The sequence below is a fragment of the Paenarthrobacter sp. NEAU-H11 genome (assembly GCF_050573415.1).
Classification (GTDB): domain Bacteria; phylum Actinomycetota; class Actinomycetes; order Actinomycetales; family Micrococcaceae; genus Arthrobacter.
Genome location: NZ_JBNZGA010000008.1, coordinates 1 through 19123, shown reverse-complemented (window position 1 = coordinate 19123; position 19123 = coordinate 1). Strand labels below are relative to the sequence as shown.

The 19123-nt window shown below is 65.0% G+C and carries 16 protein-coding genes; 6 read left to right on the top strand and 10 right to left on the bottom strand.

Translation table 11 applies throughout. From position 1 onward, the window contains the following. Window positions 1–162: 162 nt before the first annotated feature. Together ACQ3DC_RS11520 and ACQ3DC_RS11515 are read left to right on the top strand one after the other, a co-directional pair. On the top strand, window positions 163–816 hold the full coding sequence (locus tag ACQ3DC_RS11520) for a hypothetical protein (protein ID WP_157242454.1): 654 nt from the start codon (window positions 163–165) through the stop codon (window positions 814–816). A 268-nt stretch (window positions 817–1084) separates the two neighbouring features. Beyond that, the gene (locus ACQ3DC_RS11515; RefSeq protein ID WP_157242453.1) at window positions 1085–1363 is read left to right on the top strand and encodes a hypothetical protein; all 279 of its coding nucleotides are present in this window, start codon (window positions 1085–1087) and stop codon (window positions 1361–1363) included. 59 nt (window positions 1364–1422) lie between these two features. Here the strand turns inward: ACQ3DC_RS11515 and ACQ3DC_RS11510 are convergent, their stop codons facing one another. Next, entirely contained in the window at window positions 1423–1563 is a 141-nt protein-coding gene (locus ACQ3DC_RS11510) for a hypothetical protein (RefSeq protein ID WP_157242452.1), read from the bottom strand. A gap of 525 nt (window positions 1564–2088) precedes the next feature. Between ACQ3DC_RS11510 and ACQ3DC_RS11505 the strand changes: the two genes are divergently transcribed. Further along, a complete protein-coding gene (locus ACQ3DC_RS11505) occupies window positions 2089–2820 on the top strand; it encodes a FadR/GntR family transcriptional regulator (protein ID WP_323057270.1) in 732 nt (243 codons plus the stop codon). Window positions 2821–2919: 99 nt separating this feature from the next. Then, window positions 2920–3687 carry a glucosamine-6-phosphate deaminase gene (locus tag ACQ3DC_RS11500; protein ID WP_430752281.1) on the top strand — a complete coding sequence of 256 codons (768 nt, stop codon included), beginning with the start codon at window positions 2920–2922 and terminating at the stop codon, window positions 3685–3687. Window positions 3688–3719: 32 nt separating this feature from the next. Here ACQ3DC_RS11500 and nagA read toward each other — a convergent pair whose 3' ends face one another. The 8 genes from nagA to ACQ3DC_RS11460 form a co-directional block, all read right to left on the bottom strand. Beyond that, entirely contained in the window at window positions 3720–4958 is a 1239-nt protein-coding gene (nagA, locus tag ACQ3DC_RS11495; protein ID WP_430752280.1) for an N-acetylglucosamine-6-phosphate deacetylase, read from the bottom strand. Then, complete coding sequence (locus ACQ3DC_RS11490) at window positions 4955–5638, bottom strand: N-acetylmannosamine-6-phosphate 2-epimerase (RefSeq protein ID WP_430752279.1); 684 nt, start codon at window positions 5636–5638, stop codon at window positions 4955–4957. The genes nagA and ACQ3DC_RS11490 overlap by 4 nt, the downstream gene beginning before the upstream one ends. Next, complete coding sequence (locus ACQ3DC_RS11485; protein ID WP_430752278.1) at window positions 5635–6606, bottom strand: ROK family protein; 972 nt, start codon at window positions 6604–6606, stop codon at window positions 5635–5637. The genes ACQ3DC_RS11490 and ACQ3DC_RS11485 overlap by 4 nt, the downstream gene beginning before the upstream one ends. Before the next feature lie 22 nt (window positions 6607–6628). Beyond that, window positions 6629–7558 carry a dihydrodipicolinate synthase family protein gene (locus ACQ3DC_RS11480; RefSeq protein ID WP_430752277.1) on the bottom strand — a complete coding sequence of 310 codons (930 nt, stop codon included), beginning with the start codon at window positions 7556–7558 and terminating at the stop codon, window positions 6629–6631. A gap of 35 nt (window positions 7559–7593) precedes the next feature. Next, window positions 7594–8400, bottom strand: coding sequence for an ATP-binding cassette domain-containing protein (locus ACQ3DC_RS11475; RefSeq protein WP_430752276.1), 807 nt, complete (start codon window positions 8398–8400; stop codon window positions 7594–7596). Continuing rightward, window positions 8397–10523, bottom strand: coding sequence for a dipeptide/oligopeptide/nickel ABC transporter permease/ATP-binding protein (locus ACQ3DC_RS11470; RefSeq protein WP_430752275.1), 2127 nt, complete (start codon window positions 10521–10523; stop codon window positions 8397–8399). Before ACQ3DC_RS11470 ends, ACQ3DC_RS11475 begins: the two co-directional genes overlap by 4 nt. A gap of 3 nt (window positions 10524–10526) precedes the next feature. Next, a complete protein-coding gene (locus ACQ3DC_RS11465; RefSeq protein WP_323057261.1) occupies window positions 10527–11483 on the bottom strand; it encodes an ABC transporter permease in 957 nt (318 codons plus the stop codon). A gap of 111 nt (window positions 11484–11594) precedes the next feature. After that, window positions 11595–13220 carry an ABC transporter substrate-binding protein gene (locus tag ACQ3DC_RS11460; protein ID WP_157242445.1) on the bottom strand — a complete coding sequence of 542 codons (1626 nt, stop codon included), beginning with the start codon at window positions 13218–13220 and terminating at the stop codon, window positions 11595–11597. Window positions 13221–13337: 117 nt separating this feature from the next. Between ACQ3DC_RS11460 and ACQ3DC_RS11455 the strand changes: the two genes are divergently transcribed. Continuing rightward, on the top strand, window positions 13338–14240 hold the full coding sequence (locus ACQ3DC_RS11455; protein WP_421093630.1) for a DUF4862 family protein: 903 nt from the start codon (window positions 13338–13340) through the stop codon (window positions 14238–14240). 52 nt (window positions 14241–14292) lie between these two features. Here the strand turns inward: ACQ3DC_RS11455 and ACQ3DC_RS11450 are convergent, their stop codons facing one another. Further along, on the bottom strand, window positions 14293–15984 hold the full coding sequence (locus ACQ3DC_RS11450; protein WP_430752274.1) for a sialidase family protein: 1692 nt from the start codon (window positions 15982–15984) through the stop codon (window positions 14293–14295). 177 nt (window positions 15985–16161) lie between these two features. Here ACQ3DC_RS11450 and ACQ3DC_RS11445 point away from each other — a divergent pair, with 177 nt between their 5' ends. After that, window positions 16162–19080, top strand: coding sequence for an exo-alpha-sialidase (locus ACQ3DC_RS11445; protein WP_430752362.1), 2919 nt, complete (start codon window positions 16162–16164; stop codon window positions 19078–19080). The last annotated feature ends 43 nt before the right edge of the window (window positions 19081–19123 follow it).

Genomic DNA, 19123 nt, shown 5'->3' with positions numbered 1-19123 from the left:
AACTTCGCGCCCTGGTCCGGACAGAAAGATATAGTCCCGGCTGGCAACTTGCGGGAAATGGACGCAAGCTGAGTAGGGGGTCATGAGGGTGTGCCTGATCGCACTCCCGTTGCACAGGAAGGACCTGGGATTCCACAGTCAAAAAGGCAACGCAGTCCGTTGTTGCGCAAGTACCTTAATGCGGGCCGCCCCGCCGATGCGAGAGCCGGTGACCTCGGCGTGCTCAAGCCGATCCAGCCGGCCGCCTGGCGGGAGGGGATGCCCCTCCTCGGCGATGATCAGGTCTACGTGATGAAGTACGGGAACGAGTACCACCCGGCGTGGTGCCACATTGTGGCCGATAAGTGGGCTCACGCACCCAGGGGACTGCTGGTGACCATGGTGGCCGACGTCGGGAGGCGCACCCGTTGCCCGGAATGCGACCGGGTCTTGAAGGCAGCCAGGACGTCGTCTGCCCGGCACTATCAGGTGCAAGCTCCGCCCTCTCCCGCACACCCGCCGCGTGACATGGTGATTCCGCTGCGCGTCGTTGGGGCCGCCCATGGAATCCTCTTCCTGGCGGCCACGGCGGAATTTCAGAACCGCCTGAGGGAGACCGCGGTGGAGCCGGCCACACCGCTGCTCGTGGACGGCCGGCGTGAGGGAATAGTGTTGAGGGTGGACGCGGCCCGCGAAGAGCCCCTCTTGGTTGTCCAGTTGGATCCCCGCGTCACGTTCAGGGATGGTTTGTACCAGGTCCGCCTTCGTCGTCCCCTGCAGCGCTCGGCGGCCAAGCCATTCGCGGTGGACTCGGTTGAATCGGTCCCGCGGGCGTAGCAGGCGCACACCTGTGTCAGTGAACTCGCCACGTCGCGTCAGGTCTCTTTCTGTCCGAGTTCTCGGCGTTCATGTGTCTGGTGGGTGTTCCTGAATGGGTTTCTGACCACGGCTGTCAGCGACCTTCCCGCGGGCCTTGCGTTGCAGTGATTTTGCGGCGTTCCAGCCACCGGGCGTAGAGCGGAGCGGACTATCCGTCCCTTAGGGGACGCCGAAGGCGTCTCTCCCCGGTTACCTGCTAGTAACCTTCAAGCGCAAGGCTGGGAGCATGGACGACAATTCCGACCTGACCGATTCCCGCGGCACATTCATTCGCTCCAACAGTGAGCTCACCTCCGGTGACTGCGTAGAGGCCTACTGCAAGGGCACCCTTGTCCACCGCGGTGAGGTGACGGAGCTGGCCCCCAATCATGAGCTGTTTTGGATGATGGACGTGCTCGCCGGGAGCCGGCGGCTTGTGGACATTGCTGAGCTTGAGGTCGTCCGCGCCGAGGCTCCAGTGCATCATCCGGACGGTTCCGAGAGCTTCTTCACTCTGCCCAAGTAGCTGCCAAGTGTTCCTGAACTGGCAACCCTCTAGCCGGCTAATGCTACGCTGCCTCGCCATCAGTCGTTTGGGCCTGCGTGCCTGATTTCAGCCGGAGGACGGCGCCGGGCTTTGGCCAGGGCAATCAACAAGGTCAGGATGGTGACCATCCAGGCAAGCCCTGTGAGGAACACCAGGCCGATTGCCGCTAAGGGGTGCATGGCGAAAGTCTAGGACGGCATGACCGGAGACCCGGGCGCAACTCCGTAACGCTTAGGCACGAAAAAAGCGCGCCCCGTTCGCTGAGCGCGCCCTTCTCGATTCTCCATGCCGTTCGTCTTCGGCTGCACATATCATAAGCATGCTTACGATAGGGTTTGCAAGTGGTGGCCTTGACCCGTAGCGCAAGCCCTAACCGCAAACCATGACTACCCGGCGCTGGGTGGATCGGGATGATGAAGGATAACTTCCACGGCCGTCCGTACTGGCCTGGCCCTGCAGTCGGGGGTGGGCGGGCCGGACGGGGCGGGGGTTCGCCGGCAGCAGGAACGCCGTAGCTGAAGTTCAACCAGGTGATCTTGAGCGTGAAGATCGCCATGCCCGGGACTGGCCGTCCTGGGAACTTGGGCACCTGCCCTGCCGGGAGCGGATAAAACATTTCCCGAAAACGAAGGAGGGACGTCCTATCTCCTGTACACTTACTAAAAGAGGAAGACCGCCGACAGAGTGCGGTCGAAGGAGATCACGTGACAGTAACACCCGCAGCGGTATCGTCGGCAAGGTTTAGCGCGCAAATCCGTTCCCAGGCACTTCAAACGCGCATCATGGAACTGATCCTGGAACGTGGCCTCGATGTTGGGGACGCGCTTCCCACCGAGAGTGAACTGTCCGCTGAGCTGGGTGTAGGCCGGAACACTGTCCGCGAGTCCCTCAAGGTTTTGCAGGCGCTCGGCGTCATAGAAATCAGGCACGGGTTCGGCATGTTCGTTGCCCCCAACAACTTCAGTGCCCTGGTGTCCGGACTGACCTTCCGCGGCAGGCTCTCGCTCAGGCACAAGGGCGAAGAAGCAATGGAACTCATTGATGTGCGGCAGGCACTTGAATCGGGTCTCATCGGTTCGGCCATCGACCTTTTGACGGAGGACCATCTTGCAGACCTCCGGTCCACCATGCAGGCGATGCAGGATGCCGCCGCAAAAGGCGAACCCCTCGCGGAGCATGACGCGGAGTTCCACCGCCGTCTCTACGCACCCCTGAACAACGAACTGCTCATCAACCTGATGGACGTGTTCTGGCAGGTGTACCGCCAAATCCATGAGGCGCTCGGTTCCGGGCCGGTCAACCTTGAAGAACAGGTCCAGATCCACTGGGACATCTACGAGGCCGTAGCCGGCAGGGACAAGACCCTGGCATCAGAGCGCCTCCAGCGCCACTTCGACGGCATCCGCCTGAAACTCAAGGACGTCGCGGCCTCCTGACGGACGCCCGCCGACTCCCTGCCTGGACTTCCTTCAACGCCCGCGCTCCGGGCGGCCTCACCCGTGCCCGGTTCCGTTTTTCGTAGAGAGTGCTTTGCCGTGGAAATTTTCGTAGTGCCTACCGCCCCAGCCACAGGCGCCGTCGCGGCCGGGATCCTGGCAGCCGTCATCCGCAGTAAGCCGAACGCCGTGCTGGGTGTGGCAACGGGAGGATCGCCCCTTCCGATCTATAAAGCTCTGGCCAGGCACCAGCTTGATGTGACGCGTACCAGGGCCTTCGCGCTGGACGAATATGTGGGCCTGCCGGCAGGACATCCTGAAAGCTACGCTGAAGTTGTCCGGCGCGAAGTGACTGAAAGGCTGCACCTTGACCCCGCGAAGGTTTCGGTGCCGGACGGGAGCGCCCCGGACCCCCAACGCGCGGCGGCTGACTACGAGGCTGCCATCGCCGGCGCGGGCGGCATTGACGTGCAGATCCTCGGGATCGGCCACAATGGCCACCTGGCCTTCAATGAACCGGGCTCGGCACTGGATTCCCGGACCCGGGTTGAAATGCTCACAGAACGAACCCGGCAGGCCAACGCGCGCTACTTCGACTCGCCGTCGGACGTGCCCCTGCTCTGCATCACCCAGGGACTGGGCACCATTCTTGAAGCCCGGCATCTCCTGCTGGTGGTCAACGGCGCGGACAAGGCAGGCATCCTTGCTGCCGCCCTCAACGGACCTGTGACATCGGACTGCCCTGCATCGGTCCTGCAGCTGCACCCTCACGTGACGGTGGTGGCTGACGAAGCCGCTGCTGCGCAATTGCCTCCAGGCAGCGGACAGGTAGCCGTGCGCGTGGGCGGTGCATCCGCCGCAGTGTAGGGCCGCTGCACAAGGAGCCGGAGACGGCAGGTTCAGGGCCGGGCTGCGGGGCGGCACAGGATGCGGCCAGCGCGCATGACCAGGACGCGGTGGAAGTCCCGGTCCACCACAACGACGTCGGCGCGGCGGCCCGCGCGGAGGCTCCCAAGGTCTCCGGCCCGGCCGATAATCGCCGCCGGAACGGCCGTAGCTGACTTAACGGAGGCGGCCGGATCCACACCTGCCTCGATGGTGCGGCGGACAACGTCAAGGAGGGTCGCGGTGCCGCCGGCCAGGGACCCGTTGCCGGTCAGTCGCGCCTCGGAATTCCTGACCGAGACGGAAGCAGGCCCCAGACGATAGTCACCGTCAGGCAGGCCTGTGGCGGCCATGGAATCGGTCACGAGAGCAATATTGTCCGCGCCCACCAGTTCGAAAACCATCTGAACGGTATCCGGGTCAAGATGCGCGCCGTCGGCGATAAGTTCGACGGCCACCCTGCCGGCGCCGGCCAGCCGTAGGCAAGCGGCAACAGGGCCCGGGCTGCGGTGGTGAAGCGGAGGCATCCCGTTAAACAAGTGTGTGACCGTGGGGCGCGAGATCGGTTCGCGGCCGGAGGCGGCAAGCAGTTCCGCGGCCTCCGTGAGGGAAGCCGCCGCAGTCCGTGCGTCAGAATCCGTGTGGCCCAGCGACGGAACCACGCCGTTCTCCGCAAGCTTTCGGACCAGGGCCTCCGCGCCGGCCAGTTCCGGCGCATAAGTCATGGTCCGCAGGTGACCGCCGGCGGCGTCCAGCAACTCGTCCAGCAGGTCCAGGTCGGGGTCCAGCAGGAACCGCGGGTCCTGCGCCCCGCAGCGGGCGTCGGACAGGAACGGGCCCTCGGCATGTATGCCCGCGATGAGCCCCTCGTCAGTCAGCAGCCGCAGGGCCATCATGCCCTTCAACAGGTCTTCGCGCGGCGCGGTCACCAGGCTGGCCAGCAGGGTAGTGGTACCGCTGCGGTGGATGAAGTCTATGGCAGTGCGGGCCGCGGCCAGGTTGCCGCTTGGAAAGTCTCCGCCGGCCGCGCCATGGCAGTGCAAATCCACCAGGCCTGGCAGGATCATGCTTCCGGCCGGAGGTTCGAGCGGTTCAAGTTCAGGCAGGACGGAGCGGTCAAGATCGGCCAAGGGCCCCACGTAGGCGATGATGCCGTCAACTACGGCGACCGCGGAATTCGCGGCAGAATGCCCGTCCGTCACAACTGTGCCCGAGATGAGGTAGTTGCCGGGCGGCGCGGCCGGCGGCGTCATTTCAGGGCCTCGGCGAACCAGCCGGCGATGGTGGCCGGGTGCGTGATCGCTGTCCCGACGACGACGGCGAAGGCGCCGGCGTCGAGGGCCTGCCGTGCCTGGGCGGGAGTATGGATGCGGCCTTCGGCGATGACGGGGACCCCAAAGTCCGCTCCCGCGATATGCCGAAGGAGGTCCAGGTCGGGGCCGGAGGTTTTGGGACGCTCGCCGGTGTAGCCGGACAGCGTGGTGCCCACAAGGTCTGCTCCGGCTTCGACCGCTGCCGCGGCGTCGTCGAAGGAACCACAGTCCGCCATCACGAGGGCGTGGGATTCAGCATGGATGCCGGCCACCGTCTGCGCCAGGGTGAGGCCGTCCGGCCGGCCCCGGCGGGTGCCGTCGATTGCCACAACATGGGCGCCGGCGTTGGCGACTGCCAGTGCGTGCCGAAGGGTGGGAGTAATGAAGACGCCGTCATGGCCGTCTTTCCAGAGCCCGATCACCGGGACCTCTACCGCGGAACGCGTGTGCTGCACGTCGGCCAGGCCCTGGACCCGCACGGCGGCAGCGCCTCCAATAACCGCGGAGGCGGCTACCTGCCCCGTGGTCCGGGGATCGCGCATTGGCTCCCCGGGATAGGCCTGGCAGGACACAATGAGGTGCCCGCGCAGGGCCTCGAGTGCTTCGGAAGTCAGGATCACTGGTCGGTTCCTTCGGAGGGGTTTGTGTGCGGCAGGACAAGGCGCGCAGCGCCCGCGATAGCCGCTGCGTTGCCGAGCTTGGCGGGCAGGACCGGAAGCCCGGACAAGGCGGGGAGGAGCTCGGCCCGCAGCGCCCGCTCCATGGGTTCCCACCAGGGGGCGCCGGCATCGGTGAGTCCGCCGGAAACAACAACTACCGCCGGGTCGAGGACGTTGGCCAGTCCGCCAACAGCCTGGCCGGCGGCAGACGCGCCGAGCCTTACGGCTCTGATGGCCGTAGTGTCGCCCGCTCCCGCCAGCGCGAAAACGGCCCGCGTGTCAGCCGCCTCCCCCTCGCGGCCGCCGAGCCTCAGATAGGTGGCGTGGATGGCGGGCCCGGAGGCTATGGCCTCGACATGGCCGGAACCGCCGCAAACGCAGGGAACCGGAGTGCCGCCGTCGTACGCGTAGGGTGAAGCGAAGTGGCCCACATGGCCGCCCACGAACCGGTGGCCCAGGACCGGGTGCCCGGAGAGCACAAAGCTTCCGCCGACGCCGGTGCCGAAAGCCACCAGGAGCGAACTGGCGGTTCCAGCGGCGGCACCTGCCCAGGATTCACCCAGGGCGTGCGCGTGGACATCGTTCACGGCCTTGATGGACGACGGCGGCAGGCCCAGCCGCGTTGCCAACCCGCCGGTGAGTGCCGTCCCGGTCCAGCCGAAGATCGCGTCCGTCGCCGACACCACCACGCCGCGCCCGGCATCAATCACCCCGGCAGAGCCTACCCCGACACCTGCAACATCCAGGCCTTCAGCCCGGGCCCGGCCAAGGAGGGATGAAACCAGTCCAGCGGTGGCATCGAGGAGTGCATCACTGCCGGCCCGGTTCAGAGTAGGAATCGTCTCCGGGAACAGGACCTCGCCGGCGGAGGAAACAACGCCCGCAGCAGTCTTGGTGCCGCCAAGATCAACACCGATCGCGTACTGCATCTGCTCTCTTTCTTGGGCGGTGCTAGAGCAGCCCGTTGCGTTCCAGGATCACCTTGATGGCCGTGGTCTCGGTTTCGTTGAGGGAAAGCATCGGCACGCTCATGGTGTTGGATTCGATGATGCCCATGAGCTGCAGGGCCGTCTTGAAGGCACCGAGGCCTGCCGCCCCGCCGGAGACGCGGCCATTGGGGGTGTACACAATCTCGAAGAGGTCTGCGAGGCGGTCCTGTTCGGATGCGGCCTTTGCCCAGTCGCCTGCCTGGGCGGCGTCGACGAGGCTGCGGTAGCCGCGCGGGTCCACGTTGCCCAGGCCGGGCACCACGCCTTGTGCACCGCCCAGGAGGGCGCCGTCGACAACGACTTCGTGGCCGGTGAAGATGTCGAAGTTCGGGATGTCCTTCGCCGCCAGCAGCAGTTGGCGGAAGGAGACGTCGTCGCCGGAGGAATCCTTGACGCCGGCAATCACGCCGTCACGGCCCAGCCGGACCAGCAGGTCGGTGGGGAGCTTGAAGTGCGTGCGGACCGGAACATCGTAGGCGAAGATCGGCTTGTCGACGGCGGCGTGGACGGCGCGGAAGTGCGTTTCAGTTTCTGCGGCGTTGCCGATCGCGTAGTACATGGAGGTCACCACGATGGCGTCGGCGCCGAGGTCGATGACCTTTTTCGCCTCCTCGATGACGCGGTTCGTGGTCTGCTCGTTTGCGCCGACGATCAGCGGCACGGCGTCAGCACCAGCAGACGCGTTGGCTTCGGCGATGGTGCTGACCACCAGCTCACGCTCGGCGTTGGTCATGTACGGAACCTCTGCAGAGGAGCCCAGGACGAACAGTCCGGATACGCCGCCGTCGAGCAGATGCTTGGTGACGTTGGTCAGCGACGCCGTGTCGATGCTGCCGTCGGCGTGGCGGGGGGTGACAACGGGCGGGATGACGCCCTGGAACTGGGTGGACACGTAGGTTCTCCGATGATTGGTGCTGATGGGGGGATCTAGATGTGGAGAAGGCTCGGGGCAGCGCCCAAGAGCTTCTTGGTGTAGTCGTTGGTGGGGTTGTCGAACACCTGGGCTGCGCTGCCTTGCTCGACGATCTTGCCGAAGTACATGACGCAGATGCGGTCGGAGACATACCGGACGGTCTGGATGTCGTGCGAGATGAACACCATGCCGAGGTTCAGTTCGGTCTTCAGGTCAGAGAGCAGGTTCAGCACCTGGGCACGGACGGACACGTCGAGTGCCGAGGTGGGCTCATCGGCCACAATGATGTCCGGGTCCAGCGCCAGTGCCCGGGCGATCGCCACGCGCTGCCGCTGGCCGCCCGAGACCTGTGACGGCGTCACTTCGGCTGCGGACTGCGGCAGTCCCACCAGCGCCAACAGTTCCTTGACCTTCGCTGCACGGGAAGCGGCGGTGCCGATCCCGTGGATCTGCAAGGGATCCGTGAGGATGTCCTGGACCGTCATGCGCGGGTTCAGTGCAGTGGCCGGATCCTGGAAGACCACGGACACCGACCGGCCGAACTCCTTGCGCAGCGCGGCGTTCCGCTTAATGGCGGGCCTGCCGTGGAACAGCACCTGGCCCGACGTCGGCGGCTGGAGCCCCACAAGGACCGACGCAAGCGTGGACTTGCCACAGCCGGACTCACCCACTATGCCGACGGTTTCGCCGCGGCTGATGGTGAAGTCCACGCCGTCCACTGCTTTGACTATGTTGGGCCGGAAGAGTTTGCCGCCCCGCGCCTGGTGGTAGACCTTGACGTCCTTGAGTTCGATGACCGGCTTGCCGGTTGATTCACTCATTTCGCATCCTCCTTCAGGTGGCTTGCCCAGTAGTGGTCGGCATCGCCGCCGGCCGCGGCTCCAACCGGGGTCAGGACCAGCTTCTGGTCGGGATCGGCGTCGGACCGCAGGGAACGCGGCGCGAAGCGGTCGCCCGGTGCGAAGTCGCGCGGTGAGGGAACGGTGCCGGGGATCTGGTGCAGGCGGACGGCGTCGGCCTCAATGGAGAGGACAGCGCCGAGCAGGCCGCGGGTGTACTCATGTTTGGGATTGCGCAAAAGCTCGGATGCCTGGGCGGATTCCACCACCTGGCCGGCGTACATCACGGTGATCCGGTGCGCCAGGGACGCCACCAGGGCGAGGTCGTGGCTGACGAACACCATGGCGAATCCGAGCTGCTCGCGCAGCTCGTTGAGCAGGTCGACCACCTGTTTCTGGACGGTCACATCCAGGGCGGTGGTGGGTTCATCGGCCACCACGATCTTGGGGGAGCGCGACAGGGCCATGGCGATCAGCACGCGCTGGCGCTGCCCGCCGGAAAGCTCGTGCGGGTAGCTGGCCAGGGTCCGTACCGGATCGAGCTTGACCATTTCCAGCAGCTCGGCGGGGGTCTTGCGGCCGCCGCGCCTGGTCAGCTGCTCCATCTGGTCCTTGATCTTCATGGACGGGTTGAGGGAGCTCAGGGCGTCCTGGTAGACCATGGCGATCTGTTCACCACGGAGGCCTTCGTAGGCCTTGATGCTGCTGTGCTTCGTGGCCGGATCCAGCAGTTCCTTGCCGTCGAACTTGATGGACCCGGTGACCTCTGCCGTTTTGGGCAGAAGCCCCATGACCGCCAGGGACGTGATGGACTTGCCGCAGCCCGACTCGCCCACCAGGCCCATGGTCTCGCCTTCGCGGACTGTGAACGAGACGTTGTCCACGATTGCGATGTCACCAAAGCGGGCCGGGAAACGGATGGATAGGTTCTTCACTTCCAGCACGTTGCGGGCGCCCGGTTCCACTTGGGGGAGCCTGTCGGTGCGCCTGGCTTCGATGGCGGCCAGCAGTTCCAGTTCCTTATCCAACAGCAGGTGCGGGTTCGCCGCAGCAAGCTTCGGGTCGGACAGGACGGCGGCCTGGTTGTAGTCCTCCTCGGTAAGGACGCCGCCGGGAGCCGCCTGGACGCCGTCGAGCTCGTGCTGTTCCACGACGGAGGACTGGGCCACGGACGTGCCAACTTCCGTGTCCACCGCAACTGCAGCGCCAATAGCCGCAGCTGATCCGTCGTCGTCCTTTACGGCCGCCGCCTTGCGCAGCCTGGGGTTCACCATGGCGTCGGTAAGGCCCTCGGCGAGGATGTTCAGCGACAGAACCGTGAGCAGGATGGTGGCACCGGCGAAGGTTGTGGCCCACCAGCCGCCGGAGAGCACCAGGTTGCGTCCGTAGGAGATCACGTTGCCCCACGATGGCGCGGGGTCCTGCACGCCGGCGCCCAGGAAGGAGAGCGACGCTTCGAGGATGATGGCGTCGGCCACCATGACCGTGGCGAACACCAGCACGGGGGCGGCCGTGTTGCGGACGATGTGCTTGAGGAGGATGTAGAACCGGCCCGCGCCGATGACGCGTTCGGCGCGGACGTAGTCCTCGCCGTACTGGGACAGCACGTTGGCGCGGACCACGCGGGCCAGTTGCGGGGTGTAGATGATGGCGATCGCAATGATGATGGTGGGAACCGAGTTGCCGAACGCTGCCAGCAGTACCGCCGCCAGGGCGATGCCGGGGAAGGCCATCAGGATGTCCATGAGGCGCATGATCAGTTCGTTCACGGCCTTGCTGGACGTCGCTGCGAAGGAGCCCAGCAGGGCGCCCACCAGGATGGCCAGGCCAACGGCGCCGAGGCCGATCAGCAGCGAGGACTGGGCGCCGAAGAGCAGGCGGGAAAAGATGTCGCGTCCCAGCCGGTCGGTGCCGAAGAAGTGCTCGGCGCCGGGCGGGGTGGCCGGGATGAAGGTCTCAAGCGGATCGTGCGGGGCGAGGACCGGCGCGAGGATGGCGGCCAGGACGACCGCGATGAGGAAGAGGAGGGCGATGCGGGAGCCCCAGGGTAGGGCTTTGAACCGGAGGCCCGGGGCGCTCAGCCGTTCAGCGAGTTTGCTGCGCATGGGCTATACCGTCCTGATTCGGGGGTTGATGAGCAAGTACAGGAGATCCACCACGATGTTCACCAGAACGAAGGTGACGGAGATGGTGAGCACCACGCCCTGGACGAGGTTGACGTCCAGGTTGGTGATGCCGTTCAGGATGAGCTGGCCCATGCCGGGCAGGGCAAAAATCATTTCAATCACGACGGCGCCGCCCAGCAGGTAGCCGACGCGGAGTCCCAGCACGGTCACCGGAGTCACCAGTGCGTTGCGCAGCACGTTCCGGGAGACCACCTCACGGTAGGGAACACCGTTGCCGATGGCTGTGCGCACGTAGTCCCGGTCCAGTTCCTCCACCATTGAGGTGCGGACCACGCGGATCAGTGATGCCGAGACGGGAATGCCGAGGGCGAGGGCCGGGAGGGCCATGGAGTTCAGCCATCCGCCAAAACCTGATTCCGGCGTCGCAATTCCGCCTGAGGGGAACAGGGGACTGGAGCCCAAGGCGAACCACTGGATGAGCAGGATGCCCAGCCAGAACGACGGTGTGGCGATGGCGGCTATGGAGAAGACCCGGACCAGCTGGTCCGGCCACTTATCACGGTAAAGTGCGCCGAGGATTCCGAATACCAGGGATACGACCACCGCGATAATGACGCCCAGGAACGTCAGCTGGAGCGTGAGCGGGAACGCTGAGCCGATCATCGACGCCACGGACTTGGCGGGCGGTGTGGTGACACCGAGGTCGAATTGCAGCAGCTTTGCAAGGAAAGCGAAGTATTGGACGACCAGCGGATCGTCCAGCCCATTCTCCTGGCGGTACTGCTGCTTTGCTTCTTCGCTGGCGCCTTCGCCCAGTGCCGAGCTTGCCTGATCGCCCGGTGCGGCCTGCAGTACGAGGAAGACCAGCAGGGTGATGCCCAGGATCATCAATGGCAATGCTGCGAGCCTGCGGCCCAGCAGGCGCAATATCGTGACCAATTTATTCTCCGGTGTGTTTGGATGCTGCAGTTCAATAAGTTGCGAGGCCTGCCCTGGCTGCTCCCGAGGGGATCAGGTGCGCGGGGCCGGCCTCGCAACGCAAGGGGCTGCCTAGGACGTGCGGCCGACGTCGATGAACGACATGCCAGTGGTGGGCAGCGGCTTGAAGCCGTTGAGCTTCTTGTCGTCCCACGCGCTGGGCAGCTGGCGGTGGAAGATCGGGTACAGGGGAAGTTCCTCTGAGACGAGGTCCACAATTTCGCCGGTGATCTTCTTGGCATCTGCCGCAGCTGCCTGCGAACCCTTATTCATGAGTTCCTGCAGTTTGGCGCGTTCAGGCGCGGTCCAGTAGGCACGCTTTTCCATCCAGGTAGCGCCCGAGTAGAACCAGCTCAGGAGCAGGTCCGCGTCATTACCGAAGACTGACGGATCGCCCGGAGCCGCGACGACGGAGTAGTCACCGGCGCCAACGCGGTCCGCGTACAGCGCGCCGGACTGGATGCTCTTCACTGTGACCTTCACGCCCGGGATCTTGTTCCAGGACTCGAGGATCAGCGGCGCGACATCCTTGACCCAGGCGGTGTCCGTGGTGAGCAGTTCGAACTCAAGGCTGGTGACGCCGGCTTCCTTGAGCAGCTGTTCAGCTTTACCGGCATCGTAGCCATAGACGTTCTTGGCCTTGACGTAGTCCGGGTGGCCTTCCTGGAAGTAGGAACTGGCCGGCTTGGCGTTGCCGAAGAGGGCCTTCTTGATGATGGCGTCTTTGTCCAGCCCGTAGTGCAGCGCCTGGCGGACGAGCTTGTTGTTGAAGGGGGCTTTTGCGCAGTTGAACATCAGGAACATCAGGCCAAAGGACTGGACGGATTCAACCTTGACCTTGGACTTGAGTCCTTCCACGTCCAGGTAGGGGACGTCCTCGATGGCCTGGACACGGCCGGACTGCACGGCGGTGACGCGGGCAGCGGCGTCGGAGAGCAGGTGCCAGGTCATGCCCTTGGCCAGCGCAGGCTTGGGGCCGTTATAGTCGGCGAACGCCTCGAAAACGATCTTGTCGTCCTTGACGGCGGAGATGAGCTTGTAGGGACCGGAGCCCACCGGCTTGGCATCAAAGGCCTTCAGGTCGCTGGCGAGTGCCTTGGGGACGATCTTCACCACGGAGATGCGGGGGCCGAACCCGGGGAAGGCGTACTTCAGGGTGAACTCCACCGTCTTTGCGTCGACGGGCTTTACGTCCTGGATGAACGGGATGAACTGCGAGAACAGGGACTTGTTTGCCGGGTCCATGACGCGGGTGAACGAGAAAGCGACGTCCTCGGTGGTGACGGGCGAACCGTCGTGGAACTTGGCACCATCGCGGATGGTCACCTGGTACGTGGTGTCGTTGACCTTCTTGGGGTCCGCGGCTGCCAGGGCGTTATACGGCTCGCGGGTGGCCGGATGCAGCTCCACGAGGCCTTCAAAGATGTGCAGGTTCGCGGCCATGGGCGTGGCTCCGGAGGAACTCAGGGGATCAAAACCGGTGGAGAGTGCGTAGGAGATGCCCGCCTCAATGATGAGGTCCTTGTTGATCGCGGCGGCGCTTGCGGCGCCTCCGCCGGTGGTTGTGGCTGCCGGGCTGCCGCACGCAGCCACTGAAGCGGTGAAGGCCGCGGCGACGCCCATGGCGCCAGTCAGCTTGAGGAAGTTCCGGCGGCTGGCGTCATTGACCAGCGGCAGGTTCTTGGAGGAGATGTTCATGTGGGCCTCGCGATTCCAGAGGGTTTATCGGATGTAGGACGTCCGAGCTCGTGATAAAACTGTAAGTCCCATCACAGCGCATCGTCAAGTGCGTTCGCCATCCACAACGGAGTCCAAATGTCGTCCCTCATCGTTGGTGCCTATCCTGCCCAGCCGGAAGACCTGCCGCAGCGCTTCTACCAGGAGTTGGGCTGTATCCCTTCAATCCGGGGATTGGAGCTGCCCTACGGCCCCCATGGCGGAAGCCCGTGGCCGGCGGGGGCTCCCGAGGGGTGGTCGGCCGTAGTGACCGCAATTCCCGGCACCATGAAGCGAGTGAGCCAGGCCCCCACTTTCGGCTTGGCCTCCAGGGACGATGAAGGGCGGAGGGCGGCGCTGCAGTTTGTTTCAGGCGTGCGGGATTATGCCTCCCGCCTCGCGGGCGAGGGGCACAAGGTGGAGGCAATTGAGCTGCACTCTGCGCCGCCCCTGCATTCCTCGTCCCGCTTGTTTGAGGAGTCCCTTAAGGAAGTACTCGACTGGGAATGGGGCAGCACGCGTGTGCTCGTGGAGCACTGCGACGCTCCGCGGCGGGGGAGTAGGCCGGAGAAGGGCTTTCTGACATTCGCTGAGGAGGTCAATGTCGTCGCCTCGCTCCAGGGCCAGGGGTGGGATCAGGTTGGAGTCCTGGTCAATTGGGCGCGGTCGGTCATTGAATCAGGGGACACCGGCACCGCAGTTGAGCATTTGCTGCTTGCCCGGGAAGCAGGCGTCCTCGCGGGGATTATGTTTTCCGGATGCTCCCCGGAGCCAACAGAGTTCGGATACCCATGGATTGATGCCCACCTCCCTGCTCTTGAGGTTGATGGTGCCCCGCCGAGCTCGCTGCTGAACCGCGCCGAGGTCCAGCGCTGCCTGGCGGCGGCGGGGCCGGTAGCCATCTCAGGCTTCAAGATCGGGCTTCCCCAGCATGGCCTGTCGGCCGGCGACAGGGCAGGGCGCCTGCGGCAGATGTGCGATCTGGTGGAGGCGCCGATCTGACCGGGATGGAGTGCCGTAACTGCAGATCAGTGACGGTCCGGCCGGAAGCCGGTCACGACCAAGGCCTGTGTTCGACGCGGACCGCCCCTGTTGCAGTATCGAAATGAAAGGTCCGGGACGTGCGGTGGCGGGAACCGCCCACGACTCCCTCGACCGTGTACGCCACTTCTACGGACCCTCGCTCTACCTCGGCTTCGGTCACGGTGTGCGTGGGAGTGAAGTAGAGCGCTTCCGCCCCGGGCAGGAGATCCGCAGCGGGGAACGCATCCGCGCCCGGGCCGTCCAGGCGCATCTCGGTCACTGGGAGAGTGCCGCGATTGCGTGCCCTGCCGGTGAAAGCCAGGATGTCACCGGCCCTGTAACCGGGTGTGACAGGGCCGTAGTTCAGGTCCTGTGCCTCCCGGGTGCCGATAACTTGCGCTGATTCGTCGGAGTAGCCCTGGCCGATCTCCTTCCAGGTATGGACGTTCCAGCCTCCCGTATTGGCAGGCATGACGTGGAAATCACCCGCGTTGAGCCAGGCGGCCGGGCGTCCGGGGGTGATGGAACGGAGTTCCATATCGAATACCAGTCCAGGTTCCTCCCCCGGCGCAGTCTCGGGAGGCGCAGCACGTTGTTGCGTGAGCTGCTCCGGCGGCACGGAGGCGAATACGATCTCCCGGTAACCCTGCCGCTCATACAGGACGCCGATATTGCCGTCGGGGAGACGCGCTGCCGTCGAGTACGCGGAGCTTCCCGGGCACAGGACCAGTTTCGTTGGCCAGGTGCGGCCGTTGTCCGGCGACAGGCTGAGTACAGTGTTCCGCCGCAGGGCCGTGTCGTGGTTGTTGGTGGCCAGCAGCCACGAGTCGGTGGCGCCGTCCGTCCGGCCGGCCACATTGGGCAGGCCGTCGAAACGGACAAGGGAACCGTTGTCGCTCGGATCCGGAAGCTCCTCAACGGGACTAAGCGCACTCCAGGTGGCCCCGCCGTCGTCTGATGTTGCTGCCAGGCGGCGCGGCGTGCCGCGGCTGTGCAGCAGGAGGCGGCCGTCCGCCAGTGCAACCACCTTGTTTTCGTTGGGGCTGAAGCCGTGCGTACACTCACCAACAGGCTGGCCGAGGGTCCAGGAGTCTCCGTGGTCATCGCTGTACGCGGAGGCGGCCATGATGGTGCCCTCGCAGAGGACAACGAACTGCTGCACCAGCCGGCCCGTAAAAGGTCCTGAATGGATTTGGATGCCCTGGCCGGCAGCAGCAAAGATTCCCGTGACCGGGCGGTCAGTACTGTTCTTCAGTTGGCTGGTGATCCTGCGGTGCTGCCAGGTCAGGCCGTCGTCGTCGGAGAAGCTGAGATCGCAGTGCTGGACGTACTCATCGTCCGGATCGTGGCCCGCGGTGGCTTCGAAGAATCCCGCCCGGGTGCCCGCCGCATGGAAGAGAAAGATGCGCTGCGTTTCCATGTCCACCAGCAGGCTCGGATCCCCGAAACCCTCGAGGCCTTTTCCCGTGCGGACCACGGCCTGCTTGCCCCATGTGCGGCCGCTGTCCGTGCTGCGGCGGAGCAGCAAGTCAATGGGGCTTGGCAGGTCATCAAGGTTGGGCCGGCCATCGTAGGCGGCCAGCAGGGTTCCTTGTGCGGTGACGGCGAGGGCCGGGATGCGGTACTGCCGGTAGCCGCCGGTGCCGCGGGTGGCGAGGACGTGCTCCACGGCCGGGACGGCATCTGGGAGTCGGGGGACATGAGGGAAGATGTAGGACGTCACCCCTTAAGTCTAGCAATGTGAAGCCGACCACTATACGGTGGTAGGACGTCGTATGTAGAAGGTGCAGATTTTTGCCTCTCCCGACGGTCACCTCACCAGGCCCGCAAATGCAGCGGGCACCCCGAAAGGACATCTAATTTGGGTTCCACCAAAAGAAGAACCAGACGCGCAGCAGTGGTGGGAAGGAGTGCAGGAACAGCGGCCTTGGCCCTTGCCCTGCTGGCCGGAGCCGTTCCTGCCGGAGCCGCCCCCATCCCGCCGAACAGCCCCACGGCACCTCCCGGGACCTTGTCGGAAATGAACCTGGCGGCAGACCGGACCGCCAGCAACTTCTTCTACCGGATCCCGGCCATGACATACCTGGGAAACGGTGTTGTCCTGGCCTCCTGGGACGGCAGGCCGGGAAGCGCCGCCGACGCCCCAAACCCCAACTCGATCGTGCAGCGGCGCAGCACCGACGGCGGCCGCACCTGGGGTCCCGTGCAGGTCATCGCTGCGGGCCACACCGGCAATGCAACCACCCCCAAGTACGGCTACAGTGACCCCTCCTACATTTTTGATGCCGAGACCGGCAAGGTGTTCACCTTCTTCGTCTACTCCAAGGACCAGGGCTTCTTCGGCAGCCAGTACGGAAACGACGATGCCGACCGCACTGTCATATCCTCCGCCGTGATCGAGTCCTCCGACGGCGGCGTCACCTGGAGCCAACCGCGGCTGATTACCAGCGTCACGAAGCCGGGCACCAACAAGACGAACCCCGCAGCAGGTGACATCCGATCCAACTTTGCGTCTTCCGGAGAGGGGATCCAGCTCAAGTACGGCCAGTACAAGGGCCGCCTGATCCAGCAGTACGCCGGGGATGTCAGGCAAGCTGACGGCACCAATAAAATCCAGGCCTACAGCGTCTTCTCGGATGACCACGGGGCCACCTGGCACAAGGGTGCCAACGTGGGTGACCGCATGGATGAAAACAAAACCGTGGAACTTTCGGACGGCCGGGTCCTCTTGAACTCCCGCGACAACGCCAACCAGGGCTACCGCAAGGTGGCGATCTCCACCGACGGCGGCGCCACTTACGGCCCGGTAACGCAGGACACGGAACTTCCGGACCCGGCCAACAACGGAGCCATCGCCCGGATGTATCCTGCGGCAGCGGAAGGATCCGCTGAGGCCAGGAAACTGATCTTCACCAACTCCAATTCCAAGACCGGCCGGGAGAACGTATCGGCAAGGATTTCGTGTGACGACGGAGCGACCTGGCCGGGGGTCCGCACCATCCGTCCGGGCTTCTCCGCCTATTCCACCGTGACCCGGCTGGAAGACGGGCAGTTCGGGGTCCTTTACGAGGGCAACTACACGGACAACATCACGTTCTCCAAGTTCGACGACGCGTGGTTGAACTACGCCTGCGCTCCGCTGTCAGTGCCGGCTGTCACCACCGCACCCGGTGCCACCCAGCAGGTCCCTGTCACCATCACCAACCAGGAAGCCGCCACGCTCTCGGGCGCGAACGCCACGGTCTACACCCCCAGCGGCTGGTCCGCCTCCACGGTTCCCGTGCCCGACGTCGCGCCCGGCGCCTCGGTGACCGTCAACGTCGACCTGACCGCCTCAACCAGCGCCAGCGGTCCGCAAAACCTCAACGCGGCCTTTACGACGTCGGACGGCCGGGTCTCGCAGCACACCTTCACGGCCACCGTTCCGGTGGCGCCGCAGGTAGGCCTCTCCGTCGCAGGATCCGCACCTGCCAGGGACGTCATCGCCAACCCTTACCGTGAGGGCGAGGCGCTGGGCTACTCGTTCAACGTCAGGAGCACGGCCAACGTCACGGCGAACTCGGTGCCCGTATCCGGCACCTTCGACGCCGGCTTCCTTCCGCCGTCGGCTCCGAACTGCCGGTACAACAACCTTGCCGCCGGTTCAAGCTACAACTGCACCACGGCAAAGCACACGCTGACGGCCGAGGACATCGCACGCGGCTACTTTGTTCCCCAGGCGAGCTTCACCATCACGGCCAGCTCGACGCCATCCCTCACCAAGACAGTCACGTTTACCGGTGCGGCCGTTGCGTTACGGGACGGACTGGTTGCAGCGGACATCAGCGGCACCCGGAACGATGCCGGCCGTGACCTGGCCACCCAGCCCTACACCGCCGGGGAAGCCTTTCCCTACACATTCAATGTGACCAACACCAGCCCGCTGACGGAGAAGGTCGTTCCCACGGCCGGAAATTTCAGCCCCTTTGTCCCTGAAGGCCCCGGCAACTGCCGCTACGGTGTGCTGCCCGCCGGCCAGAGCTACGCCTGCACCACGCCGCGGCATGAAGTCACCGCGGCGGAAGCCGAGCAGGGCTTCTTTGTTCCGGCCACCACGTGGGAGGTCAGTTCTTCCGGCCAGTCTGCGCGGACCTACGCCGTTGATGGCGGGGAAGTGGACCTCAAGGTCCGTGATGCACGGCTTGAGGGCACCGTAGCAACGGAGTGGAAGGACACCGACGGGGACCGGTATGCCTCTGCAGGCGACACCGTCACCTACACCTACACCCTGGGCAACGCCGGAAATGTCTCCCTGACGGAACTGAGTGCCCCCGACGCTGCCATCTACGAACCGGGCCTGGGGGTGGGCGCCACCGTAACGACAACCCGCGACTACGTCCTGACCGCTGCCGACATCGCCGCCGGACGGCTGGAGGCTGTGGAGTTCGAGGTCACAGCCGCCAACGGTGCACAGCAGATCTCCGCAATGCTGGCCGGCGGCGAAACCGTCCTGGACCTGCAGCCGGCGCGCCCGGAAACCGTTCCGGCGCTGACCGTGCAGGACCTTGAGGAACAGCTTCCGCCGTTCGATCTGGGCACCGCGGAGAAATACCGCAACGGCCAGAAAGTGGTCCTCAACGGCCTCGAATACGGCCAGTGGTACTACGTCTACCTCAACAAGCACAGCCAGCGCATCGGTTGGTTCTTCCCCACCACTCACAACACTGTGGAGTTCATCCTGCCGGCTGACGTCCAGAACGGACGCGACGACGTCGTGGTCCTCGACCAGGACGGCAAACAGGCCTCCTTCGACAGGCTGCAGGTGACCCCGAAGGGATAACCGGCCAGAATTCAAGGAGAACAGAGTGGACAGGAACGGCCGG

Bases quoted from the DNA above. Each gene is read 5' to 3' on its own strand.
- ACQ3DC_RS11515 (WP_157242453.1), top strand. From the start codon at position 1,085: ATGGACGACAATTCCGACCTGACCGATTCCCGCGGCACATTCATTCGC.
- ACQ3DC_RS11485 (WP_430752278.1), bottom strand. From the start codon at position 6,606: ATGCAGTACGCGATCGGTGTTGATCTTGGCGGCACCAAGACTGCTGCG.
- ACQ3DC_RS11475 (WP_430752276.1), bottom strand. From the start codon at position 8,400: ATGAGTGAATCAACCGGCAAGCCGGTCATCGAACTCAAGGACGTCAAG.
- ACQ3DC_RS11460 (WP_157242445.1), bottom strand. From the start codon at position 13,220: ATGAACATCTCCTCCAAGAACCTGCCGCTGGTCAATGACGCCAGCCGC.
- ACQ3DC_RS11470 (WP_430752275.1), bottom strand. From the start codon at position 10,523: ATGCGCAGCAAACTCGCTGAACGGCTGAGCGCCCCGGGCCTCCGGTTC.
- ACQ3DC_RS11455 (WP_421093630.1), top strand. From the start codon at position 13,338: ATGTCGTCCCTCATCGTTGGTGCCTATCCTGCCCAGCCGGAAGACCTG.
- nagA (WP_430752280.1), bottom strand. From the start codon at position 4,958: ATGACGCCGCCGGCCGCGCCGCCCGGCAACTACCTCATCTCGGGCACA.
- ACQ3DC_RS11510 (WP_157242452.1), bottom strand. From the start codon at position 1,563: ATGCACCCCTTAGCGGCAATCGGCCTGGTGTTCCTCACAGGGCTTGCC.